Here is a 22757-nt window from a genome sequence, read left to right as displayed (position 1 = left end):
GGCGTTGACTGTCATCTGCTGTCTGAGGGGCTGACATAACGGCTGTCTGCCGAGCTGTCGCCGATGAAGGCGATCAGCTATCGCCCTGCCACTTGCGCTCCATGAGCTCCCAGCGCGAGAGCGACGCAGGCGCCTGGCCTGCCTCGGCATCCAGTGCTTCGGCACCCGAGGCTTCGGCGCCCGGCGACCCGGCGACCCTGCGTCCGGCGTCCGGCGCTCCGGCGTCCGGCGTTCCGGTGACACCCCGGCCTTCACTGGCTGCCGCTTCTTCGCTGGCAAGCGGCTCGGGCGCGGGCTGGCGATCAAGCGCCGGCGGCGCGGATGTCGATGGCTGATCCAGTGACTGCTCGGGTTGATGCAGGGTGTCACGCGACTGGCGCACCAGCGTCTCCGGCAGCGGCTTCTTCATGCGCGCGCCGAGTTCCAGCAGCTCCTCGGCACGGTTGATCAGGTTGCCGCGCCCGCTGGCCAGCCGCTTCATGGCGGTATCATGCGCCTCACGCGTGCGCCCCAGCTGTGTGCCGAGTTCCTCGAGGGATTCGGCGAGGCCACGGAACTTGTCGAGCAGTGCTCCGGCGCGCTCGCCGATCACACGCGCATTGTCGTTCTGGCGCTCCAGACTCCACAGACTCGCCACGGTGCGCAGGCTGGCCAGCAAGGTGGTCGGCGTCACCATCACCACCCCCTGGGTGAAGGCGTCCTGGAACAGGCTGTCATCGTGTTCGAAGGCCAACGCGAAGGCCGGCTCCATCGGCAGGAACAGGAACACGAAGTCCGGCGAGCCCAGCCCCTCGATGGCGGGATAGTTGCGCCGCGCAAGCCCGGTGACATGGCCGCGCACCGAGGTCAGATGCGCGCGCAGTGCGCGTGCTCGCGTCACGTCATCCTCGGCGTTGACGTACTCGGTATAGGCGGTCAAGGAGACCTTGGCATCGATGATGAGATGCTTGTTGTCCGGCAGGTAGACGATGGCATCCGGACGCTGGCGACCGCCCTCGCCGGTGAATGACACCTCGCGCTTGAACTCGATGCCATCACGCAGACCGGAGCGCTCCAGCACGGTCTCAAGAATCATCTCGCCCCAGTTGCCCTGCATCTTGCTGTCGCCCTTGAGCGCCCGCGACAGGTTGGCCGCTTCCTCGGTGATCTGGCGGTTGAGCCCCGCCAGCTGGTCGAGCTGACTCTTGAGGCTGGTGCGCTCGCGCACCTCCTCGCCATGCAGCTGCTCGAGGCGCTGACGGAAGTCGCCGACCTGCTCACGAAACGGCTTGAGCAACTGCTCGAGCTGGGCGCCACTGGCGGCGGTGAAGCGCTGCTGGCGCTCCTCGAACACCTTGCCCGCCAGCTGCTCGAACTCCTGACTCAGGCGCTCGCGCGACTCGTTGAGCAACGCCAACTGCTGCTCGTGATGGCTGGCCTCCTGACGCTGACGCGTCACCAGCGAGGCATGGGTCTCGCGCAGCTCGGCGTAGCGCTCGGTCAGTGTCTCGAGACGCTCCTCGCGCTCCAGCAGCTGCGCCTCCAGCACTTCCTGCTGGCGGGTCAGGCTGCGTGCCAGCGTCTGCTGCTCACTCAAGGCGCGTGACTGTTCATCCAGGCGCCCCTGCAGCGATTCGCGCAGCGTGGCGAGTTGCTCCGTCAGGGCATCGCGTGCCTGGCGCGCCTCCTCCAGCGACTGGCTCAGATAGCGTTGCTGCTGCTCCGCCTGCTGCCCATCCAGCGCGGCACGTTGCTCGACCAGGGCCGCCTGCTGCTCGGCCTGTTGCTGACGCTCACGCGACTCGTCCAGCGAGGCCTGCCACGTCTGCTGCATCGATTGCTGCTCCTCCTCACTGCTCTCCTGCAGCGCAAGGAGCTGCTCGCGGGTTCGCCGCCAGCCCAGCCCCAGCATCAACGACAGCATCAACAGCACGCCGACCAGCAACCACATCACGGCGGAGGATTCAGAAAGCAGCGACATCGGGCACTCCATGGCCTGTGAAAACGCAGCGGGGTTACCCCCTTGAAAGTCAGTATCGCGCATCCATGTCTTGAGTGTCAGGGCACGGAAGGATGGGGATTGCCTGCCATCATCGAGCGGCGCTCACTGCGGTGAGTGGCGCACGCCAAGAGCAGAATTCTCCCCTTCTCTGCCCAGCACGCTCGCAAGAGCCGAAGCACGGAAAGGAGATTCGCATGACACAGCAGACCGATCAGCAGACACGTCAACAACTGCAAGGTAAGCGCGTGGCCATTCTCGCGACCCATGGCTTCGAGGAATCCGAGCTCGCGGTGCCGCGCGCCGCACTGCAGGAGGCGGGCGTCGAGGTAGACATCGTCTCGCCGGAGAAAGACGGCATTCGCGCCTGGGCCGAAACCGACTGGGGCGAGAAATATCAGGTCGACACCCTGCTCAGCGATGCCAGCGAACACGACTATCACGGCCTGGTGCTGCCGGGTGGCCTGTTCAATCCAGATACTCTGCGTCAGGACGAGAGCGCACTGAGCTTCGTGCGCAGCTTCTTCCAGGCCCACAAGCCGGTCGCCGCCATCTGTCACGCGCCGTGGATCCTGATCGATGCCGGTGTCGTCGAAGGCCGTCAGATGACCTCCTTCCCCTCCGTCGCACAGGACCTGAAAAACGCCGGTGCCGAGTGGCAGGACAGCGAAGTGGTGTGTGACAGCGCGCTGGTCACCAGCCGCAAGCCAGCAGATCTCGATGCGTTCAACGCCAAGCTGCTCGAGGAACTGGCCGAAGGCAAGCACCAGCATCAGCACGCCTGAGGTCGCAAGCCAGAGATCTGCAAGATAGAGATCCGCAAGCTAGAGAGCCGCATGCTCTTAGGCTTGAACAGACAGACGCCCCTGCCACTTCGGCAGGGGCGTTTTCGTTGTCTCAAGGACGCAATCCGGTGCCTTGGTGGCAGAAGTGAAGTGTCCTCGCAGCACTGGCTGAACCACTCACCTCCGAGGTTCGTTGGCCACTCTGTAGCCATGCATCTCAGAACCCTATTGCGAGCAACCACTTACGCTACAGGCAACGCAATCTGGACAACTCAGTACCACGACTACACACCGAGCGACGCACGGAGACATTAGCGAACGCCTTTCGTAAAAGACGCTGCGACACGATATTCTGACGACAAGGATCCTCTTGGGTGACTGACCGACCATACGGGAGACCGCCCCATGCATATCTCGACCTTGACCACAGCCCTTGCATCTCTGCTGCCCTCCCTGCTGCTGGGACTGACGCTGATATTCGCCACGCCGACGCTGGTCGCCGCGGATGATCGCCATCGCGCACAGGGCCAGCACGGCGAGCGCCACAGCACGCCGCAGAGTCGCCACGAGGCGATCAAGCGCCGCCACCTCAGGATGTTCGACGAGCCGCGCGTGGAGCGCCATCACTCGCGCCAGCATTCCCATCATGACATCCGCCGCCATGTCCCCAAGCGCCGCTACTATCAGCATGGGCGTATTGAACACGACCGCTACCGCCCGTACTACTACCGGAACCATGACTCCGGTCGGCATGCTATCCGCCGCTACCATAACGGCGTGAGCATCGGCATTCCGGCGATCCGCATCAATATCAACTGAAGCCGCGCACTCTCATCAGGCCAGGCCAGCGCCTGATGTCCAGACATGACGACGCCCAGAGATGACGACGCCCCCGCAGGCTGACCTGCGGGGGCGTCGTTCGTCTACATGACGCCTCTTACCTGTGAGTTGCTCAAGCGGCCCTGGCAGGCTCGGCCAGTTCCGTGATCAGGCCCTTGAGCACCTGCCAGAATTCACCGACCGACTCGACCTCGACCCGCTCGCTGGGCGAGTGAGCGCCGCGGATCAGCGGCCCGAAGGAGATCATCTCGAGCTGGGGATACTTGGCCCCGAGGATGCCGCACTCGAGCCCGGCATGGATGACCTTGATCTCCGGCGCACGGCCAGTGACGCTCTCGTGCAGGCTGCAGAAGCGCGCCAGCAGCTGCGCATCCGGCACCGGCTGCCAGCCCGGATAGGCATTCTCGGCCGCGGTGGTCGCGCCGATCAGCGCAAAGAGCCCACGGATGCGTTGCTCCATCATGGTCACGGCATCATCACGCAGCGAGCGCACCAGCGCGCAGAGATGGAAGCGCCCCTCGCGCAGCTGCACCACGCCGAGGTTGTTGGAGGTTTCCACCACGCCTTCCACCGCCGCGCTCATGCGCTCGACCCCGTAGGGCGCGGCATCCAGCGCCGCGACCAGCCGCTGGGTGTCCTCGACGGACAGAGCATTCTCGGCGTTGCCACGGGTCACGCTGAGCGCGACATCCGGGTCCGTCTCGCGCAGCTCGTCGCGAATCTGGGCCTCGAAGTCCGCGAGGCGCTGGCGCGCGGCGGCGACGCGCTCGTCATAGATCACCACGCCGACCGTGGCCTCACGCGGCAAGGCGTTGCGCAGCGTACCGCCAGACCAGCTGACCAGACGCGGCTTGAACTCGGCCAGCGCGACCAGCGCGCGTGACATCAGGCGATTGGCATTGCCGCGCCCACGATGGATATCGAGCCCGGAATGGCCGCCGACCAGGCCACCGATGGTCAGCTCCAGCTCCGCTTCGGAATCCTTGAGAGACGAGGTGGCAAACTCGTGATCAACATTGATGTCCGCGCCACCGGCACAGCCGATATAGACCTGGCCGCGGTCCTCCGAATCCAGGTTGAGCAGGTAGCGCCCTTCCAGCCAGTTCTCGGCCAGATTCAGCGCGCCGCCCATCGAGGTTTCCTCCTCAAGGGTGAACAGCGCTTCCAGCGGACCGTGCATGAGGCTGTCATCTTCGAGAACGGCCAGCGCCGCCGCGACGCCGAGACCGTTGTCGGCCCCCAGAGTGGTGCCGCGCGCCTTGAGCCAGCCGTCTTCCAGATAGGTATCGAGGGAATCACGAGTGAAGTCGTGATCACTGTCGCTGGCCGCCTGGGCGACCATGTCGAGATGGCCCTGCAGCACGATGCCCGCTGCGCTCTCGTGGCCGGGCGTGGCGGGCTTGCGCAGACGCAGGTTGCCGAAAGCATCGCGATCATGGGCGAGACCATGCGCTTCGGCCCAGTCGATCAGATAGGCCACCAGCGCGGCTTCATGCCCGGACGGGCGCGGGATATTGCACAGAGTGCGGAAATGACGCCAGAGGATGGCGGGGTCCAACGTATCGATATGCTCATTCATGGCGAAGATTCCTGTTCTTGTCATCAATGAGCATACGGAACAGCGGACGGGCGTGGCTAGGGGTTGTCGACACCTGTCGATCAGTGACTTCGAATATGCAAGGATGACAATCACGATCCTGCTGACAGCTGCATGCCATTCCCCACCTTCATCGGAGCCTCTATGCCTCGTCGACTACTGCTGCTGACCGCCATCTCCGCCACTGCCGGCCTGCTGATGCTGAGTGGCTGCTCGCCGATTCCTGACATGCCCGGCCCGATCGGCATTCCGGGCCTCTGAGCCACGCCCGGCCGTTTTGCTCTTGTCAGACAGGCTTACCGATGCTCATGTCAGATGAGCTTGTCAGACGGCCCTGTCATTCGCGCTTTTCGATCAGGCGCCCGGCGGCCGCTCGGCACCAGCGATCCCGCGCCTTGCGGCCCACGATGCCCAGCCCCTGGGCCCAGCTGATGAAGGCAGGTGCATCCTGTCCGCCCAGCGCCAGCACCAGGCCGTGACGTGACGCCTCATCGAGTCGTGAAGGCTCACAGGCCTCGAGCGCTGTCTCGAGCCACGGCCGCACCAGCGCCAGCCCCCCGCCACCACGCCGATACCAGTCCAGTCGCTGCGCGCATGCGGCTGGCGTCAGCGTGGCCAGGTCATTCTCACTTCCTCGCTGCCACAGTCTGTCGGCCAAGGCGGGCGGCAAGCCGTGCAGCTCATGCTTCAGCAGGCTGGGCAGCAGGCGCTGGAAGTCCTGCTGCAGCGCGCCCAGCAAGGCATCCTGCGCCAACTGCCCGCGCGGTGCAGATTTTCCACTCCCGCTTTCGCCGATGGCCTTGCCCATCATCACCGCGTGCTCGCCACTGGCGGCATCGCGCTTGAGGCCCATGCGCAGCGGCACGAAACCCTGCGCCTGCCAGAAGGCGACCAGATCGGCCTCGGCCCCGAAGCTGGTGCCGAGTCGCGTGACACCTGCCGCCAGTGCCTGCTGTTCCAGCGCCTGGAGCAGGCGCGCGCCCTGACCACGCCGCCACAATGCGGGATGCACCGCGATACGCAGCACCCGCCACCAGCGGGCTTCGGCGGCGCCCTGATGGCCTGCATGCGCCGCCAGCGACTGTGCCAGCAGGTGCCCACGCGGACGCCGCTTGCCGCACCAGATGTCATGCGCTAAGGGCGTCGGGAAGCCGCCCTCCTCGACGGCGGCCACCACCCCCAGCCAGGCATCACGCCCAGTCGTGTCATCGCGCTGACGAATCGCCATCAGCGTGAGCCCCGGCGTGTCGAGCAGCTGGCGCAGGTCCGCCGGTGTGGTGCGGTAATGCGCCTGTACCAGCAGGCCGAACAGCTGCCGCAACGCCGCCTCATCACGTGCCAATGCATCACGCTCCAGTACGACAATGTCGCAGCCCTCCAGCCACTGCTGAGCATTCTTCGCGCATGACTCAGGCAGCTCAGGCAGCTCAGGCAGCTCAGGCGGCTGCGCCGAGAGCAGCAGCAGGTCATCGGTCAATGCTTCCAGAGGGTCGCCGGGCGCCCAGCGCACGGGCGTCGTCATCTCCAGCGCCTGCCAGCCGGGACATTGGCGCTCGAGATGATGACGAAACCGCAGCTGGAAGCCGCGCCCGGTGCCTTCATAGCCATGCACGGTGGTGGCGAAGGCGATGCGCGGAAAATGCGCCAGATAGCCTTTCAGCAGTGGCGTGGGGATGGCGGCGGCTTCATCGACGAACAGCCGCGGCAGCAGCTCATCGTGACAGGCAAGGCGAGCCGCCTCGATGGCATCCGGCGCCAGAAAACGCAGCTCACCGCCGGAAGCCGTGTCGTCATCCGCCTGCCCAGCCGGCAAGCGAAAGACATTGCCCTCGCGCTGCCCCCGGGGCAGCAGGGCCGCCAGGCGTTCGAAGATCGCGCTGACCGCCGCAGGGCGCGGTGCCGTCAGCCAGACATCCTGTCCCGCTGCCAGACAGCGCGCCGCCGCGATGCCCAGCGCGCCACTCTTGCCACGCCCGCGATCGGCGCTGATCACCACGGGTCGCGCAGGCGCCAATGCCTCCAGCGCAGCCACGCTGGCGGCCTGGTCCGGCGTCAGGCAGTCGCTGTCGGCGATGGCGTCTGATCGCGCCGCCTGATTACCGCTATCCAGCGATAGCGCAGGCAGGTGTCCGCCCTGTGGCCAGTGCAGCACACTGGCGTGCGCTGAGAGGCGGCGTGCCAATCGCGCCAGATAGCGCGCCGTCAGCTGCTCCCGCGCGAAGGGCCAGTGGGCCAGACGCGCATGATCGCCATCCGGCACTGGCGCAGGGTCTGCCGCGGCCCAGGCAGCAGGCGTCATCAGTACCAGCAGGCCACCCGTCTTCAGGGCGCCGGTAACGGCGCCGAAGGCATCGGGGTCGAAGCCCGTCGCCGGCTGCGCCGCATCGAAGATGACCAGTGACTGCTCACCACCCAGCTGGGTGGCGGCCTTGGCCATCGCCAGCGCACGCATGGGCTTCGCGCCCGCTGTCGACAAGGCTTCACCTGTGCCCAGCCACAACGGGGCAGTCTCACGCGCTGGCCATAGCTCGCAGATTGCCTGCGCGGCGCCGGAGGGGTCATCGCCACTGATCCACAGGCAGGCACGCTGACGCCGCGCGAGCAGATGTTGATGCAGCACTCGGCACCACGCCTCGAGAGCGGGCAGGTCAATGCGAGAAGGAGAATCTGAAGGAGGAGTCGTCATGTCGCGCAGCATGCCGCATGGCAGCGCGCCAGACCAGATGGCGCGAGAAAGTCGCGAGGCAGCCGTGTAGCAATCGTGAGGCCGTTGCAAGAAAGCCGCGATCTGCCCGGCGCTGCCGCCCGGCCTGTCATTCGCCCCTGTTACTTGAGAAGAAGCTCGTGCTTACTTGAGAACAAGCTCATATTAAAACAACGCCCCGTTGCAAGATGAGCAACGCAAGCGGCGCAGGGATGAGAATAGTTATATTTAGGCTTATCGGGATAATGAAGCTCCACTTCCCATCATTGCGAGTCCCCCCGATGCCACAGCGTCACTCCCTTACCACTGCTCTGCCCCGCGCGCTCAAGCCTTGCCTGCTCGCCCTGAGCCTGGCGGCAACGTTCGTGGCGGGTCAGGCCTCGGCACTGGAATACCCGATCGGCACGCCGGTCAAGGAAGGCGGCATGGAAATCGCTGCCGTCTACCTGCAGCCGGTGGTGATGGCCCCGGCCGGCAAGCTGCCGGCCAATCAGGCCGATATCCACCTGGAAGCCGATATCCACGCGCTGATGGAAAACGACAATGGCTTCGCGCCGGGCGACTGGATTCCCTACCTCGGCATTCACTACACCCTGACCAGGCAGGGTGGCGAGGCGCCGATCGAAGGCGAGCTGGTGCCGATGATCGCCAATGACGGCACCCACTACGGCAAGAACGTCAAGCTGGATGGCCCGGGCAAGTACCACCTGACCTTCGAGATCCAGCATCCGGACATGCCGCGTCATATCGACAAGGAAACCGGCGTCGCCGAGTGGCCGCAGACCATCACCACCGACTATGACTTCGTCTATGCCGGCGTCGGCAAGAAAGGCGGCTACTGAGCGCCGCTCTGCCCTTACTGCATGCCCCTGAATGTCTGCATTCCGTGAGGCGGCCTTTGCCGCTTGCTCCTTCGATGGCCGCCTGTGCTGACCTGCACTCGCGGCCATTGGTCGCTCTACCGCCAGCGCCTTGTACTGGTGTCAGTGTGCGCTTTTCCTCATCGTCCGGAGTGTCCCATGCGCCTGACCGCTTTCCTGCCCTCCCTCTTGCCCTCTCGCCTATCCTCTCACTTGCCTTCTCGCCTGCCCCGTCGAGCAAGCGCCCAGCTGCCCGCGCTCGCCCTGTTGCTAGTAGCTGTCCTGCTGCTCGTGGCCCTGCTGCCTAGGCCGGCGGCCGCCAGCGACATGCCGTCCTACGACCTGACCCTCGACAACGGCAGGCTCACTCCTGAGGTCCTTGAGGTGAAGGCCGGCGAGAAATTCGTCATCCAGCTGCACAACGCGGGCAATACGCCGGCCGAATTCGAGAGCAACTCCTTGCGCAAGGAGAAGGTGCTGGCACCGGGCGTGAAGTCGTTCGTCGTCATCCATCCGCTGCGCGCGGGCAGCTATGACTTCTTCGATGATTTCCACCTGCCGGACGCGCGTGGCAAGGTCGTCGCCGAATAAGCTCGGCCACCCTGTGCCAATGACGTCTTTTTCGTCATCGATGGCGCGCACCGATCGTCAGTAGAAGAGAGTCCGCATGTTTGATCAGATCCTGTTTATCGTCTGGCGTGAAAGCGTCGAAGCCATTCTCGTCATCGGCATCATGCACGCCTGGCTGGTGCAGTCCGGTACCCGCGCGGGCCTGCGCTACCTGTGGGGCGGGGTCGTCGCCGGCCTGGTGCTGGCCGGCCTGATGGGGGCAGCGCTGATGGGCGCCAACACCTGGCTGACCGGCATCGCGCAGGAGGTCTTCCAGGCCGTACTGGTATTGACCGCCTGCCTGTTGATCACCCAGATGGTGCTGTGGATGCGCACCAAGGGGCGCACGCTCAAGGCAGAACTCGAGAGCGGCCTGGCCAGCGCTGTCTCCTCCGGCAGCTACTGGGGCGTGGCGACGCTGGTCGCCATCGCCGTGGCACGTGAAGGCGCGGAAACCGTCGTCTTCCTCTACGGCATGGGCGCCGCCAGCCTGCAGTCCGGTGGCATCGCCAGCTTCGCGCTGGCCGCAGGCCTCGGCTTCGCCCTCGCGGTAGCCACCTTCATGGCGCTGCAGCTCGGTTCACGCCTGTTCTCGTGGAAGCTGTTCTTCCGCGTGACCGAAATCCTGCTGTTGCTGCTGGCGGCGTCACTTTTGATGTCGGGCCTCGAGCAGCTGATCGGCCTCGGCTATCTGCCGGCGGGCCTCGACCCGCTGTGGGATTCCAGCTGGCTGCTCGATGATGGCAGCGGCCTCGGCGGACTGCTGGCGACCTTCGCCGGCTATCGCGCCTGGCCTGCCACGACGATGGTGGTCGGCTATCTCGGCTACTGGGTCATCGTCATAGGCCTCATGAAGCGTCAGCGCAAGAGGGAGCGCGTCGACCAGCGCCGCCAGCTCACTGCCCGCGCGCGCAGCTGAGTCCTGTTCACGCGATCTGCCAGTCAGGAGAAACGATAGTCATGGCCAATTGCGGCTCCAGCCCCCACGGTGACATCAGCAACCTCATCGCCAGTGATGGCGGCACCTCGCCGGGCCGTCAGGCCACGCGTATCGCGCGCTTCGGACAGGCGATGCAGCAGCGACGTGACCTGATCCAGCTGGTGCAATGGCTGGTGGTCGGCATCTATGCCTTTCTGCTGGTGGTGCCGGCCCTGTTGCCACTGCCGGATTACCAGGCGCATATCCTCACCAACCTGACGGTGTTCGCCGAGTTCGTGTTCTGGGGGCTGTGGTGGCCCTTCGTGCTGATCAGCATGGTGCTGATGGGCCGCGTGTGGTGCGGTGTCTTCTGCCCCGAAGGCACCCTGACCGAAGCCGCCAGCCGCATCGGCCTCGGTCGCCCGATTCCCGGCTGGATGCGCTGGGGCGGCTGGCCCTTCGTGGCCTTCCTCGGCACCACGCTCTATGGCCAGCTGGCCAGCGTCTATCAGTACCCGCTGGGCGCACTGGTGGTGCTGGGCGGCTCGACGGTGGCCGCGATCACCGTCGGGCTGATCTACGGCAAGGGCACCCGCGTCTGGTGTCGGCAGCTGTGTCCGGTGAATGGCGTCTTCAATCTGCTGGCGCGCCTCTCGCCGACCCACTTCCGCACCGACCAGGCGCGCTGGAACGCTCACAATCAGGCTGTCCGTCAGGGCAACGCCGTGCGCATGTACGCCCCTGACTGCGCGCCGCTGATTCCGCTCAAGCAGCTCGACAGTGCCGGTGACTGCCATGTCTGCGGACGCTGCAGCGGCTACAAGGACGCGATGCAGCTGGAGTGGCGTGCGCCGGGGGTAGAGCTGGTCGAGCCGCCGCAGCCGGTGCGCTTCACCCACTACTCGGTGCTGGTGTTCGGCCTGCTCGGCATCGCCATCGGTGCCTTCAGCTGGAGCGCCAGCCCGTGGTTCGTCGCCCTCAAGCAGCAACTGGCGGTCTGGCTGATCGAGCACGATCTGATGTGGCCGCTGACCACCACCCTGCCCACCTGGATTCTGACCAACTACCCCGAGCACAACGATGTCTTCAACCTGCTCGATGGCAGCCTGATCACGCTGTGGATCGTGGTTGGTGGCGGACTGCTGGGCGCGCTCACCAGCCTGCCGCTGCTGCTGGGCAACTGGCTGATGGGTGGCAAGGCGACGCTGTCACGCCTGTGGCATCTCTCGCTGAGCCTGATTCCGCTGGGCGGGCTGGGCGTGTTTCTCGGCCTCTCCGCCACCACCATGACGCTGCTGCGCGGCGACGGCATCAACCTCAGCTGGGCCAATGATCTGCGCGCCACCCTGCTGGCACTGGCCTGCCTGTGGGGCCTGCGGCTGGCCTGGCGCATTACCGGTGAGCAGCGCAATGGTGAACAGCGCAACGGCGGCCTGCTCGCAGGCAACACTGCACGGCTGATCGGCACCGCGAGTGTCGCGCTGGCCTGCCTGCCCGCGCTGGGCATCTGGTATCTGATGTTCTGGGGCTGGTGACGCCCTGCTGGCTGAATGCTGGCTGACTGACAGAGGCTCATGGCCTGACACACCAAGGCTTGAAAGACCAAGACCCGCCGATTGGCGGGTCTTGGTCTTTCAGCGACTTGCGGCGTTTTCTCAAACTACGATCAAGGAGCCTTCAAGGCGCCATCAGTGCGCTGGGCTCTGTTCGCCACTTTCGCTGGCATCCGCCTTGCTGGCAGGGTTTTCCGGACGACGGAACAGGAAGGCCGCCACGCTGCCGACTACATAGACCGCGCCCAGCCACAGGAAGATATTGTCGAAGGCCAGCACCTCGGCCTGGAGGCTGATGCGCTGGGCGATCATCTGCACACCGGCCTGCCACGGATCAGCCAGCCCCGTGAAGGTCGACTGATAGCTTGCCAGCTGGTCGATCACCACCTGGCGGCTCTGGTCGATGGCCCCGATCATCTGGTTCCAGTGATAGTCCTCACGCAGCTCGCGGAGGGTATCGATCAGCGCCAGCCCCACCGCGCCGCCCAGGTTGCGCATCACGTTGAACAGGCCACTGCCGTTGCCTATCTCGTGGGGCGCCAGACGCCCCATCGCCAGCCGGGAGACCGACAGCAGCACCATGATCTGGCCCGCGCCGCGGATCACCTGCGGCCAGAAGAAGTCATCGAAGCCCGAGTCCGAGGTCAGGTGCACGTTCATGCCGGTGCCGAGGCCGGTCAGCACCAGGCCGATGCACAGCATCAGGCGCAAGTCGATGCGGTCGGAAAGCTTGCCCGCCACCGGCGCCATCAGGAACATCACCACGCCGCTGACGAACATCACCTGCCCGATCTGCACGCTGGAGAAGCCGGAAATCGAGCCGAGAAACAGCGGCACCATATAGACCAGCCCATAGAGCACCACGCCGATCCAGAAGCCGATGATCGCGCCCAGCGCGAAGTTGCGGTCCCTGAACACCCGCAGGTCGACGATGGGATTGCGGGTCGTCAGCACGCGCCAGAAGAAGCCGACCGCCGCCACCGCGCACACCACACTCCAGAACAGGATCAGTGAACTGGCGAACCAGTCATCGCCGGGCCCCTCCTCGAGCACGAATTCGAGGCTGCCGAGAAAGACCGCCATCAGCGCCAGCCCCAGCGTATCCAGACGGCTGAGCAGGCTGCGATCACCGCTGTCGATTTCCAGATTGCGCCACACCAGCGCCGCCACGATGACGCCCGGCACCAGATTGACCAGAAACAGCCAATGCCAGCTCATGTATTCGGTGATGTAGCCGCCGACGGACGGCCCGATGGAGGGCGCCATGGTCGCCACCAGGCCGATCACCGCCTGGATGCTGCCCATCATGCGGCGCGGGAAGATCGAGAAACTGGCTGCCTGGGTCAGCGGAATCATCGCACCGCCCATGAAGCCCTGGACCGCGCGCAGCACGATCAGGGCTTCCAGCGAGGTCGAGAGCGCACAGCCCAGACTCGCCAGCGTGAAACCCAGCGCCGAGACGGTCAGCACCAGCCGCGTCGAGAAGATGCGCGCCAGCATGCCGGAGAGCGGAATCATCACGATCTCGGCGATCAGATAGCTGGTCTGCACCCAGGAGATCTGGTCCTGACTGGCGGCCAGGCCCGCCTGCAGCTCGTTGAGCGAGCTGGACACGATCTGGATATCCAGAATCGCCATGAACATGCCGAACACCGCGGCCACGAAGCCGATCTGCTGGCGGCGCGTCGGCATGTCACTAACGGTGCCCGCCGGGGGCTGTCTCGGGGGCTGGGCCGAGGACTGAGTCGTCTCGGTCATGCTTACTGCGCTCCGCGATCAGCGCTGGCGACCTGCGCGGCATCGGGCGCGATGACGTCCCTGGAGAGGCTATCGGCGGCATAGGTGCCGGTGTCCGGCAGTTCACGCGTATCGACACTGGGGATGACCGACAGGCCAGCACGCAGACGCGGCAGCGCATCCGCTGGGCCGGTCAGGCGAATGCGCACCGGCACACGCTGGACGATCTTGTTGAAGTTGCCGGTGGCATTGTCCGTGGGCAGCAGGCTGAACTCGGTGCCGGTCGCCGGCGCCAGGCTATCCACCACGCCCTCAAACTCGATATCCGGGTAGGCATCCACCTCGAGACTGACCGGCTGACCGACGCGCATGCGCTCGGTCTGGGTTTCCTTGTAGTTGGCCACCACATAGGCGCTCTTCACCGGCACCAGCTGCATCAGGGTCAGCGAGGCGCTGGCCATGGTGCCCACCTCGACACTGCGATTGCCGACCACACCATCCTGCGGCGCGTAGATCGAGGTCTTCTCCAGCTGGTGGCGCGCGTAGGCGAGATCCGCCGCCGCCGACACCACCTTGGCACGCGCCGACTCCAGCTGCGCCTTGTAGACCTCCAGCTGCTGACGCGCGGACGCCAGTGCAGCGTTCTGCTGCGCCACCTTGGCCTCGGCGGTGCGCAGGGTGACCTGATCATCCTCATAGGTCTGACGCGAGGCGTAGCTGCGGCTCTCCAAGCTTCTTGAGCGCTTGAGATGCAACGCAGCCTGATCGCGTTCGGCCTTGGCCGAGGCCAGCGCAGCCTTGGCCTCGTCGATCTTCGCGCCCTGCAGGTCCAGCTGTCGCTCGGCCTGGACTTCCCCGGTGCGGGCGTTGTCCAGCGCGGCACTGGCCTGGTCCAGATTGGCCCTGGCATCTTCGTCATCCAGCTGCACCAGCAGCTGCCCCTTCTTCACCGGCTGGTTGTCATGCACCAGCATGCGCGTCACCCGCGCGGTGATCTCGGAGCGCACCGCGACGCTGTCGGTGCGCACATAGGCGTTGTCGGTCTCCTGCATGAAGCGCCCGACCTGCCACCATTCGCCCCCCATCACTCCGCCAGCGATCACGCCCGCCACCACGATGAGTGCCACGACACCCTTGCCAGCCTTGTTCATTCGGTGACTCTCTCTTGCTGCCTGTCGGTGACAGGCGTGTAATCTGTCCGACGCTGCGGATGAGGCGGCCACGGCGCTTGCGAGCGCTCAGGCCACGGCTGTCATCTTGCATCGCCACAAAGTGTAATAAATACTACACTTCATTGAGGCACTCCAGACAGTTTCGACAGACAGCGTCTCTCGTTCGCAATATCGCAACCTTGCCTGTTTCAGGCGGTTTCCGGATCACAGACAGGACACTCACATGACTGATTCGCCCTCATCAGAGACCGGCCCTGACTCGGTAAGCACCACGACTCGCGCCTCACCGCGCGGGGAAGCACGCCGCAAACGCCAGCTGGAAGTCGCCCGCGAACATTTCCTCGAACACGGCTTCGCCGCGACCAGCATCAATGAGATCGCCCGGCAGGCCGGCGGATCACTGGCAACGCTGTATCGTAATTTCGGCAACAAGGACGGCCTGTTTCTGGCCGTGATGCAGCAGGAGGCGCAGACGGTGTGGTCGGTGATGGACCACGAAGCCAACGAGACACGCAGTGTCGAGGAAGCGCTGGAAGACTTCGGCATGGCGATGCTGGCGCTGGCCCTCGCGCCCGAGCTGATCCGGCTGTTCCGTGGCCTCGCCTTCGAGAGCGGCCGCAATCCGCAGCTAGGCAAGCTGTTCCTCGACAACGGCCCCAAGCTGACCCGACAACGCCTGGCAGGCTACCTGTCGCGTCAGGTCGCCCAGGGCCACCTGCCGCCCACCGGCCTCGGCCAGGAACCGCTGGCCGCCGCCAACCTGCTCACCGGCATGCTGCTCAATCCGTTGCATGTCGACGCCCTGCTCGGCTGCCCACCCGACACCGCAAGCCCCGAACAACTCCGCCCACATGTCAGACGCTGCGTGCGCGTCTTTCTGGCAGGTTTCGGTGCCAGTTAGAAAGCTGGCCGGGTTCGGAGCCTGATCACCAGCCCACCGACACAAAGACGCCGAGTCGACTGACTCGGCGTCTTTGTGTGCTTTCTGCAGGAAACCAGCGATGGCCGCCAGGCGAGTGACCTCAGGCGGGTCTGGGCTGGCGCAGGCGCGCCAACCACCCTCCGTTGCGGGCCTGGGCGCGTACGCCGGGGAAGTTGAGTTCGACCTGGCGCAGACACAGGGTCAGCAGGATGGTCAGCACGAGGTAGATGGCGCCGATGAACAGCAGCGGCTCGTAGGTGAGGAAGTTCTCGTCGCGGATGATGTTGGCGACCTGCAGCAGGTCCATCATGGCGATCGTCGAGACTAGCGGCACCGACTTGAGCAGCAGGATGATCTCGCCGGTCAGGGTCGGCAGGCACAGCTGGATGGCGCGCGGCAGCCACAGGCGACTGAAGACCTGGAACGGCCCCATACCGAAGGCGCGCCCCGCTTCCCGCTCGCCCGGCGGCACGCTGAGCAGCGCCCCACGCAGCACCTCGCCGGTGTAGGCGCCCACCGAAAGCGTGAAGGTCAGGGTGGCGTAGAAGAACGGATCACGCAGGATGCCCCAGAACATGCTCTCGCGAATGCCGGGAATGCCTTCCAGCAGCCGGCCGATGCCGTAATAGAAGAAGAACAGCTGCACCAGCAGCGGCGTACCACGCATCACGATGGAGACGCCGCTGGCCAGCCAGGCGAGCGGCCTGGGGCCCTTGATGCGCGCCATCGCCATGCCGACCGCCAGCGTGAAGCCGAGCACGGCGGAGACCACCAGCAGCACCAAGGTGTTGATCAGCCCCGTCCACAGCGACTCCTGATAGTAGGGGTCCGATAACCAGCTGAAATCCATGTCACGCCTCCTGGGCTGAAATATCGGGCTCGCCGCGGCGCACGTAGCGTTCCAGACGACTGAACACGGCGCTCGAGGTCAGGGTCATCAGCAGATAGAGCAGCCCCGCCACGCTGTAGAACAGGAAATAGGCGCGCGAGCTGGCGGCCGCCTGCTGCACGGTGAAGAACAGCTCGCTGAAGCCGATGACGCTGATCAGGGCGGTGTCCTTGATCAGGATCAGCCACAGGTTGGACATGCCCGGCAGTGCATTGGGCAACATGCCCGGCAGCGTGATGTAGCGAAAGCGCGCCATGGGCGAGAAGCCATAGGCATCGGCCGCTTCCAGCTGGCCCCTGGGGATGGCCAGGATGGCGCCGCGGAAGACTTCGGTCATGTAGGCGCCCTGCACGAAGGCCAGCACGCCGACGGCAGTGACGAAGCCGCTGATCTCCACCTGGCCCTCGACCCCCAGCGCGTTCATCAGCGCAGTGAGCGCCTGGGAGCCGCCGTAGTACAGCAGAATGATCAACAGCAGTTCCGGCACCGCGCGCACGGCCGTCGAATAGCTGGTGGCAAGCGCGCGCAACGGCGCCCACGGGCTGAGTCGTGATGCCGCCCCCACCAGCCCGAGCAGCAAGCCGATGGCGTAAGCGGCGAAGGCGATCTGCAGAGTGGTGACGGCGCCGGCGAGTATCGGGGCTGTCCAATCGGCGAGCCCTTCCTGGGCGAACTGGGACATGATCAGCGTCCTTCTCGTATCAGTAGGAAATGGCGGATGCGATACGCGAGGCGTGCTGACCGGACGACCTCGGCCGCCCGGCCAGCACGCGCAGGCTCAGCCCAGGCAGACGTCGGTATCGAAGTACTTGTTCGAGAGCGCCGTGCAGGTTCCGTCCGCGTAGACCTGGTGGATGGCGCCATCGAGTGCCTCTTTCAGCGCGCCATCTTCCTTGCGCACCCCGATGCCGGCCCCGATGCCATAGGCCTCGTGCTGCGGCGTGGTCGCCTTGATCTCGAAGTTTTCGGCCTCGTCACGCTTGACCAGTGCGCTCATGGCGATCTCGTCGGCCAGAATCACGTCCACGCGCCCGGACAGCAGGTCACTGTTGACCTGCTCCTGCTGATCATAGAGACGTACATCGACGCCGGTGTTGCGCAGCGCTCTACGGGCGAAGTTGGCATGGGTGGTCGCCGCCTGGGTACCGAGAATCTTGCCGTCGAGGCCATCCGGAATCTCGAGCTCGAGATCCTTGGCGGCCACGTAGGCACCCGGCGAGTTGTAATAGGGGATGCTGAAGTCGATGACCTTCTCGCGGGCCTTGGTGATGGTCATCGAATTCATGATCATGTCGATGCGACCGGCCTTCAGCGAGGGAATGATACCGCTCCAGCCGGTCGGGGTGATCTCGCACTCACGCTGCATGGCGTCACAGATCGCCTCGGCCAGCTCGACCTCGAAGCCGGTCCACTCACCGCTGGCAGAGGTGTAGGTAAAGGGCGGATAAGGCTCCGCGGAGATACCGATCTTGAGGGTGTATGCGGCATGCACCTGAGCGGCGCCCAGCGTCAGTCCACCCAGCGTCAGTCCCCCCATCATCAATGCACCGGCCAGCTTGCGCAGCGCAGAGGTGGAAGCAGAAGTGGAAACAGAGTCAGAACGCGTCCCGCGTGCGGTCAGTGAAGGGATATTGGCAGCAAATCCAGCGTCGTTCATCAAGGTCATCAGGCCATCTCCTGGCTGTTGTTGTGGGTCCATCTACGTCATGGCGGGGAGGTCCATGACGGGGTGTTGCAGGCGGGCTCAGGCCGCCGGTGCGATGAAGCGGCGGCAGCGCTCGTGCTCGGTCTGCTCGAAGACCTCCTCGGGGCTTCCGGCCACGCCGACCCTGCCCTCATCGAGAAACACGATCTGATCGGAGACTTCTCTGGCGAAGGCCATCTCGTGGGTCACCATCAGCATGGTGCGACCCTCATCGGCGAGGCTGCGGATGACGCCGAGCACTTCACTGACCCGCTCCGGGTCCAGTGCCGAGGTCGGCTCATCGAAAAGCAGCACGCGCGGCTCCATCGCCAGCGCACGTGCGATCGCGACCCGCTGCTGCTGGCCGCCGGAGAGAAAGGCCGGATAGCTGTCGGCGCGTTCCAGCATGCCGACACGCTCCAGATAGTGCTCCGCGATGTGTGTCGCCTCGCGGCGTGACATGCCCTTCACGCGCATCGGCGCCTCGGTGACATTGCCGAGCACGGTCAGGTGCGGCCACAGATTGAACTGCTGGAAGACCATGGTGACCTTGGAGCGCAGGCGCTGGATCTGACGACGATCCAGCCCGATGAGGCCGCCGCAGCTGTCACGGTCGAAGCGCACATGCTCACCGGCGATCGACAGCTCGCCCCGATCGGGGCGCTCGAGCAGGTTCATGCAACGCAGCAAGGTGCTCTTGCCGGAGCCACTGGCGCCGATGATGGTGGTGACGGTGCCTTCCTTCACGCGCAATGACACGTCGTGCAGCACCGCCAGATCACCGTAGTGCTTGACGATGTTGCTGGCTTCGACGACGACCCGATTCGAGGCAGCACGCGCGGGTCTTGCCGGGCCGTCCGGGCGCGCCTGCTGAGGCTCGGAGATGCCGTCACTGTCTGCATTCATCGAGCGGGTCATGGGAGATACGTTCGAGGGCGAGATAGTCATGAGCGACTCACAAGTGGGTGGCTGTGGCTGGCGTGAAATGAGCGATCGTGCAGCCGATAGCGGCGCGACGCACCCTGTTGGTGCAGAGTGATGCTGCCGGGCCTGGCAGATGATGCGCGGGTGACGCCTGTCTTGCCGCCACGGGCCACGGTGGGCTGCGCAACCGGCGATCGAGCTGCAATCGAGCGAACGACTATTGATACACTTGTATAGCAAGAGACGTTCCACATTGCGACTTTCCACGCCAGGGGCACGGCAAGCAGGGTCGTGGTTCACGGATTGCACGCCTTGGACGCGACGAGGCTTAGACAATACGAGGCCTGGGCGGGAGCCATCCCTCGGCGCCCGCCCAGGCCGTCAAGGCGGCAGCACGGCTACGTCAGCCTTGCAGGCTGGCCTTCACGGCAGCCAGGGCATCCTCGCCATCGCGTGTAGTCACGCCAGCGAGAAACTCCGCCAGCCGGTCTGGATTGGCGGCCAGCCAGTCGTGCGCCACCTCATCGAGGTCACGCTCCTTGAGGCTGTAGTCGAGGATGAAGGCACTCTGCTCTTCGGAGCTGAAGACCAGCTGATCGAGGAAGCGAGTGAGGTTGGGATTGGCTTCGGCGTAGGCGGTGCGCACCACGGTCTTGACGTCACTGGCGCCATTGTCGGGGCCGAACACCGACTCCGGATCTTCCAGGATGTGGGTGTCGAATTCCGGCACCATCCAGTGCGGTGTCCAGCCGTAGAAGGCGATCCAGCGTTGCTCGCGCTGAGCGGCACGCACCTCGCTGAGCATGCCGGGCGTCGAGGATTCCATCGCATCCCAGCCGCCCAGGCCATAGACATCATCGTCGATTGCCCCATTGAGCATGTCGCTGACGGTGGAGCCGCTTTCGATGGAGTAGACGGTCTCGTCGAATCGCTCGGCGTGGGCGGCAAGGTCCGCGGCGCTGTGGATGCCGGCCTCGTAGACATAGCCCGGCACCGCGAAGCCCATGCGGGCGCCGGTGACGTTGTTGCCGAGATCGGTGATCGCGCCGGCGGCCATGGCCGCGTCATAACTGTCTTTCTGAGCAGGCAGCCAGCCAGCGAGGAAAGCATCACTGTCGCCGGTGGTCAGGGTGTTGTAGCCGACGGTGGAGCTGACCTCCTGTCGCTCCACGTCGTAACCCAGCGGAGCGAGAATCCGGGCGACGATCTCACTCTTGACGGTGACGCCGGGCCACGGCGGCACGATCAGCGTCAGCTCATCATCCTTGTCCTGGGCGGGGGCTGCCAGGCTTGCCGTACTGAGCAACAGGGTCGCGAGGGCAAGCAGGCCACGGCGGGCGCCGTGCTTCGTCGTACATGTCAGGGGGTACGGGGTGGTGGTCATCGTGTCTGTCCTTGTCGGTTCCGGTCGCGCCGGGCCTTGTTGTTGTCGGGGCTGAAAGGTTTCGTGAATGGCGGTCGTCGTGCGTGTCCATCGCTCGCGGCGCTGTCATGGTCGGGTGCTTGTGTCTCCTCCGCCCTGCCGCCCCGCTGGCTGCGTCGCAAGAGATTGATTCAAGAGAGTTATCCTCCGGCGGAGTGCGCCTTCAGCGAGCACTGGCCCGCCTGCCCGGCGCTGGTTCAAGTGCTGTCTCAAGTGCTGTCTCAAGTGCTGGCTCCGGCACCAGATCCGGCAAGCCGCCGAAGGGCGCGCGTCCCATCACGCGCTCCAGCATCGGGACGAAATGCTCCAGCGGCAGGGTGTCGTATTCAGGGTCGAAGCTGGTCTGGTCCCACTCGTCACAGAAGCGCACGGTGCGCTCATAGGCGGGATGCCCGGCATGTGCCTCGCGGGCGTGGCGGTCCTGACCGAAGAATTCGCGGTAGTGATAGCCCTGGAACAGCTCGTGATGACGAATCATCCAGGTGTTCAGCGGGTCGATGAAGGGCTCGAGGATACCGGCGGCGATCTCGGCATGATTGGCCGGTGCCAGATCATCGCCGATGTCATGCAGCAGCGCGCAGACCACCATCTCCTCATCGGCACCATCACGCAACGCGCGGGTAGCGGTCTGCAGGCAATGTTCGTAGCGATCGACCGGATAGCCGTGGTGATCGCCCTTGAGCCGCCCAAGATGTTCCAGCACGCGCCGGCAGGCATCGGACTGATATTCCCGGAAGCGCGCATCGATCAGCGCCCACTCGGCATGGGTGCTTTCCTCGAAACTGCGGAAGCGGGCCTGCTCGCTCATGCGCTGGCCTCCTCATTGGCGAACTGACCGTCGCGCTGTCCATCGAGCTGACCGGCGAGCTGATCGGCCAGCAGCAGACGGCGGCTGGCGGTAGAGTCGCGGTCCACGTAGCCCTGGCGCATATGGCGGATGCCGCCCTCCAGCTGGAAGGCGCTGCGACCATGGAACAGCCGGTAGTTGTCCATGATCAGCATCTGGCCCGGTGCCAGCTTGAGGTGCAGCGTGAAGTCGTCACCGGAGATCAGCCGATAGAACGCCTGGCGGGCAGCATAGTAGCGACGCAGGGTCGCGCCGGGCAGCGCCGGTACCCGCTCGGTGCGGTTGGAGAAACGTACTCGGGCAACCTGGCCACGGCTGTCCAGCTCGATCAGCGGGCCGGCACTTTCCAGCCGCGTGGTGGCATCGTGATAGCGAAAGTCGGGGGTGACCTCGGTCAGGCAGGTGAAGGCCTCGGGGTCGACGCGACGCAGGTGCTCCGCCGCGCTGAAGCCATCCACCAGCATGCTGTCGCCGCCCTGGGCCGCGTTGCGCAGGCAGTGCAGCCAGATATAACCCGGAATCGGGTCGCGGTAGGGATTGTCGGTGTGGGGTTCCAGCCCGCGCTGGGTCATCGTGAGGTCATAGGCATTGGCGACGGATTTCACATCGGCGATACCGCCCCAGTTGGTGCGTCGCAGCGGCCCGATACGGTGAATCAGCCCCTGCATGCCGTCCTCCGTGTCCGGCACGCCACTGACCCGCACGAAGCCGAAGCGCTGCAACTGCTCGAGCATGTCCAGCAAGGCCGCGTCATCCTCCAGCGCCGCGGCGAAGTCGGCCTCGGGCAGCCGGGCCAGATCCCCCTGCCAGAAGGTCATGCCCTGATAGGCCTCACACGGCTGACACTCCGCCAGCAGTGCCGCCAGCGAGAAGCTCGCCGCATGGCCGTCACTGAAGGCCAGCGACAGCGTATCGCCATCCAGCTGCGCCTGGGTCAGGCTCAGGTCCAGCGGCAGGTCCGCCGCCTCGATCAGGCGCTGACCGGTGAGGGAGTCGAGCGTCGTTTCATCGGGACTCCGCTCTCGCAACCAGAGCGCCTCGAGGGTCAGATCGCCCTCGGCGTGGCTCAGATGCAGTTGTTGTCCAGGGTCTTTCAGGCTGACGGAATGCGGGCTGCTGGGCACTCGATGATCTCCACGGCTGAGGGAGCGGCACTGTTGTCTTACCGGGCAGGTGCCTGCTCGCGGATGCTGGTGCGACGCTGAATCTCCCTTTACCTTAATCACTTCAGCCAGAGCAGATTGATGAAATTGGACGCATAATTGATCAAATTGGCCATCGTTACGCTGGCCATCATCACATTGGCTATTGATC

At 65.1% G+C, this 22757-nt stretch carries 19 protein-coding genes; 7 read left to right on the top strand and 12 right to left on the bottom strand.

The genetic code is table 11. The features are described 5' to 3' along the window. Nucleotides 1-73: 73 nt before the first annotated feature. Entirely contained in the window at nucleotides 74-1960 is a 1887-nt protein-coding gene (locus tag AC5WNJ_RS01200; RefSeq protein WP_253062838.1) for a DNA recombination protein RmuC, read from the bottom strand. A gap of 215 nt (nucleotides 1961-2175) precedes the next feature. Between AC5WNJ_RS01200 and AC5WNJ_RS01195 the strand changes: the two genes are divergently transcribed. Then, the gene (locus AC5WNJ_RS01195; protein WP_253062836.1) at nucleotides 2176-2763 is read left to right on the top strand and encodes a type 1 glutamine amidotransferase domain-containing protein; all 588 of its coding nucleotides are present in this window, start codon (nucleotides 2176-2178) and stop codon (nucleotides 2761-2763) included. A gap of 405 nt (nucleotides 2764-3168) precedes the next feature. Further along, the gene (locus AC5WNJ_RS01190; RefSeq protein WP_253062834.1) at nucleotides 3169-3582 is read left to right on the top strand and encodes a hypothetical protein; all 414 of its coding nucleotides are present in this window, start codon (nucleotides 3169-3171) and stop codon (nucleotides 3580-3582) included. A 133-nt stretch (nucleotides 3583-3715) separates the two neighbouring features. On the opposite strand, the gene AC5WNJ_RS01185 is transcribed toward AC5WNJ_RS01190, so the two are convergent. Then, a complete protein-coding gene (locus tag AC5WNJ_RS01185; RefSeq protein WP_253062832.1) occupies nucleotides 3716-5182 on the bottom strand; it encodes an aminoacyl-histidine dipeptidase in 1467 nt (488 codons plus the stop codon). 355 nt (nucleotides 5183-5537) lie between these two features. Continuing rightward, complete coding sequence (locus AC5WNJ_RS01180) at nucleotides 5538-7820, bottom strand: tRNA(Met) cytidine acetyltransferase TmcA (RefSeq protein ID WP_495930341.1); 2283 nt, start codon at nucleotides 7818-7820, stop codon at nucleotides 5538-5540. Nucleotides 7821-8185: 365 nt separating this feature from the next. Between AC5WNJ_RS01180 and AC5WNJ_RS01175 the strand changes: the two genes are divergently transcribed. The 4 genes from AC5WNJ_RS01175 to AC5WNJ_RS01160 all read left to right on the top strand — a co-directional run bounded on the left by AC5WNJ_RS01175 (nucleotide 8186) and on the right by AC5WNJ_RS01160 (nucleotide 11827). Beyond that, nucleotides 8186-8746, top strand: coding sequence for an iron transporter (locus AC5WNJ_RS01175; RefSeq protein WP_054555234.1), 561 nt, complete (start codon nucleotides 8186-8188; stop codon nucleotides 8744-8746). 177 nt (nucleotides 8747-8923) lie between these two features. Beyond that, nucleotides 8924-9355, top strand: coding sequence for a cupredoxin domain-containing protein (locus AC5WNJ_RS01170; protein WP_253062828.1), 432 nt, complete (start codon nucleotides 8924-8926; stop codon nucleotides 9353-9355). 76 nt (nucleotides 9356-9431) lie between these two features. Next, nucleotides 9432-10292 (top strand): FTR1 family iron permease, encoded by an 861-nt coding sequence (locus AC5WNJ_RS01165; protein WP_253062826.1) that lies wholly within the window; start codon nucleotides 9432-9434, stop codon nucleotides 10290-10292. 41 nt (nucleotides 10293-10333) lie between these two features. Further along, on the top strand, nucleotides 10334-11827 hold the full coding sequence (locus AC5WNJ_RS01160) for a 4Fe-4S binding protein (RefSeq protein WP_253062824.1): 1494 nt from the start codon (nucleotides 10334-10336) through the stop codon (nucleotides 11825-11827). Between the two features lie 153 nt (nucleotides 11828-11980). On the opposite strand, the gene AC5WNJ_RS01155 is transcribed toward AC5WNJ_RS01160, so the two are convergent. Together AC5WNJ_RS01155 and AC5WNJ_RS01150 are read right to left on the bottom strand one after the other, a co-directional pair. Further along, nucleotides 11981-13603 (bottom strand): DHA2 family efflux MFS transporter permease subunit, encoded by a 1623-nt coding sequence (locus tag AC5WNJ_RS01155; RefSeq protein ID WP_253062813.1) that lies wholly within the window; start codon nucleotides 13601-13603, stop codon nucleotides 11981-11983. A gap of 2 nt (nucleotides 13604-13605) precedes the next feature. After that, nucleotides 13606-14733: an HlyD family secretion protein gene (locus AC5WNJ_RS01150; protein ID WP_253062802.1), complete on the bottom strand. Its 1128-nt coding sequence runs from the start codon at nucleotides 14731-14733 to the stop codon at nucleotides 13606-13608. Nucleotides 14734-14977: 244 nt separating this feature from the next. Here AC5WNJ_RS01150 and AC5WNJ_RS01145 point away from each other — a divergent pair, with 244 nt between their 5' ends. Continuing rightward, on the top strand, nucleotides 14978-15655 hold the full coding sequence (locus AC5WNJ_RS01145; RefSeq protein WP_253062800.1) for a TetR/AcrR family transcriptional regulator: 678 nt from the start codon (nucleotides 14978-14980) through the stop codon (nucleotides 15653-15655). Nucleotides 15656-15776: 121 nt separating this feature from the next. Here AC5WNJ_RS01145 and AC5WNJ_RS01140 read toward each other — a convergent pair whose 3' ends face one another. From AC5WNJ_RS01140 to tmpA, 7 genes are all read right to left on the bottom strand, one after another. Further along, the gene (locus AC5WNJ_RS01140; RefSeq protein ID WP_253062798.1) at nucleotides 15777-16526 is read right to left on the bottom strand and encodes an ABC transporter permease; all 750 of its coding nucleotides are present in this window, start codon (nucleotides 16524-16526) and stop codon (nucleotides 15777-15779) included. Between the two features lies 1 nt (nucleotide 16527). Continuing rightward, a complete protein-coding gene (locus tag AC5WNJ_RS01135) occupies nucleotides 16528-17247 on the bottom strand; it encodes an ABC transporter permease (RefSeq protein WP_253062787.1) in 720 nt (239 codons plus the stop codon). Nucleotides 17248-17343: 96 nt separating this feature from the next. After that, entirely contained in the window at nucleotides 17344-18231 is an 888-nt protein-coding gene (locus AC5WNJ_RS01130; RefSeq protein ID WP_253062785.1) for a transporter substrate-binding domain-containing protein, read from the bottom strand. Between the two features lie 78 nt (nucleotides 18232-18309). Beyond that, the gene (locus AC5WNJ_RS01125) at nucleotides 18310-19167 is read right to left on the bottom strand and encodes an amino acid ABC transporter ATP-binding protein (RefSeq protein ID WP_495930340.1); all 858 of its coding nucleotides are present in this window, start codon (nucleotides 19165-19167) and stop codon (nucleotides 18310-18312) included. 409 nt (nucleotides 19168-19576) lie between these two features. Beyond that, nucleotides 19577-20557 carry an ABC transporter substrate-binding protein gene (locus tag AC5WNJ_RS01120; RefSeq protein ID WP_253062781.1) on the bottom strand — a complete coding sequence of 327 codons (981 nt, stop codon included), beginning with the start codon at nucleotides 20555-20557 and terminating at the stop codon, nucleotides 19577-19579. A 202-nt stretch (nucleotides 20558-20759) separates the two neighbouring features. Continuing rightward, a complete protein-coding gene (locus AC5WNJ_RS01115; protein WP_253062779.1) occupies nucleotides 20760-21404 on the bottom strand; it encodes an HD domain-containing protein in 645 nt (214 codons plus the stop codon). Continuing rightward, the gene (gene tmpA / locus AC5WNJ_RS01110) at nucleotides 21401-22567 is read right to left on the bottom strand and encodes a 2-trimethylaminoethylphosphonate dioxygenase (RefSeq protein WP_373456564.1); all 1167 of its coding nucleotides are present in this window, start codon (nucleotides 22565-22567) and stop codon (nucleotides 21401-21403) included. The genes AC5WNJ_RS01115 and tmpA overlap by 4 nt, the downstream gene beginning before the upstream one ends. Between the last annotated feature and the right edge of the window lie 190 nt (nucleotides 22568-22757).

Source organism: Cobetia sp. PDI-23MA (assembly GCF_059507735.1).
Note: the sequence above shows the minus strand (reverse complement) of the source record. Positions and strands in the feature narration are given on the sequence as shown.

Coding starts and splice junctions, on each gene's coding strand:
- AC5WNJ_RS01200 (WP_253062838.1), bottom strand. CDS start 1,960: ATGTCGCTGCTTTCTGAATCCTCCGCCGTGATGTGGTTGCTGGTCGGC.
- AC5WNJ_RS01195 (WP_253062836.1), top strand. CDS start 2,176: ATGACACAGCAGACCGATCAGCAGACACGTCAACAACTGCAAGGTAAG.
- AC5WNJ_RS01190 (WP_253062834.1), top strand. CDS start 3,169: ATGCATATCTCGACCTTGACCACAGCCCTTGCATCTCTGCTGCCCTCC.
- AC5WNJ_RS01185 (WP_253062832.1), bottom strand. CDS start 5,182: ATGAATGAGCATATCGATACGTTGGACCCCGCCATCCTCTGGCGTCAT.
- AC5WNJ_RS01175 (WP_054555234.1), top strand. CDS start 8,186: ATGCCACAGCGTCACTCCCTTACCACTGCTCTGCCCCGCGCGCTCAAG.
- AC5WNJ_RS01170 (WP_253062828.1), top strand. CDS start 8,924: ATGCGCCTGACCGCTTTCCTGCCCTCCCTCTTGCCCTCTCGCCTATCC.
- AC5WNJ_RS01165 (WP_253062826.1), top strand. CDS start 9,432: ATGTTTGATCAGATCCTGTTTATCGTCTGGCGTGAAAGCGTCGAAGCC.
- AC5WNJ_RS01160 (WP_253062824.1), top strand. CDS start 10,334: ATGGCCAATTGCGGCTCCAGCCCCCACGGTGACATCAGCAACCTCATC.
- AC5WNJ_RS01155 (WP_253062813.1), bottom strand. CDS start 13,603: ATGACCGAGACGACTCAGTCCTCGGCCCAGCCCCCGAGACAGCCCCCG.
- AC5WNJ_RS01150 (WP_253062802.1), bottom strand. CDS start 14,733: ATGAACAAGGCTGGCAAGGGTGTCGTGGCACTCATCGTGGTGGCGGGC.
- AC5WNJ_RS01145 (WP_253062800.1), top strand. CDS start 14,978: ATGACTGATTCGCCCTCATCAGAGACCGGCCCTGACTCGGTAAGCACC.
- AC5WNJ_RS01140 (WP_253062798.1), bottom strand. CDS start 16,526: ATGGATTTCAGCTGGTTATCGGACCCCTACTATCAGGAGTCGCTGTGG.
- AC5WNJ_RS01135 (WP_253062787.1), bottom strand. CDS start 17,247: ATGTCCCAGTTCGCCCAGGAAGGGCTCGCCGATTGGACAGCCCCGATA.
- AC5WNJ_RS01130 (WP_253062785.1), bottom strand. CDS start 18,231: ATGACCTTGATGAACGACGCTGGATTTGCTGCCAATATCCCTTCACTG.
- AC5WNJ_RS01125 (WP_495930340.1), bottom strand. CDS start 19,167: ATGACCCGCTCGATGAATGCAGACAGTGACGGCATCTCCGAGCCTCAG.
- AC5WNJ_RS01120 (WP_253062781.1), bottom strand. CDS start 20,557: ATGACCACCACCCCGTACCCCCTGACATGTACGACGAAGCACGGCGCC.
- AC5WNJ_RS01115 (WP_253062779.1), bottom strand. CDS start 21,404: ATGAGCGAGCAGGCCCGCTTCCGCAGTTTCGAGGAAAGCACCCATGCC.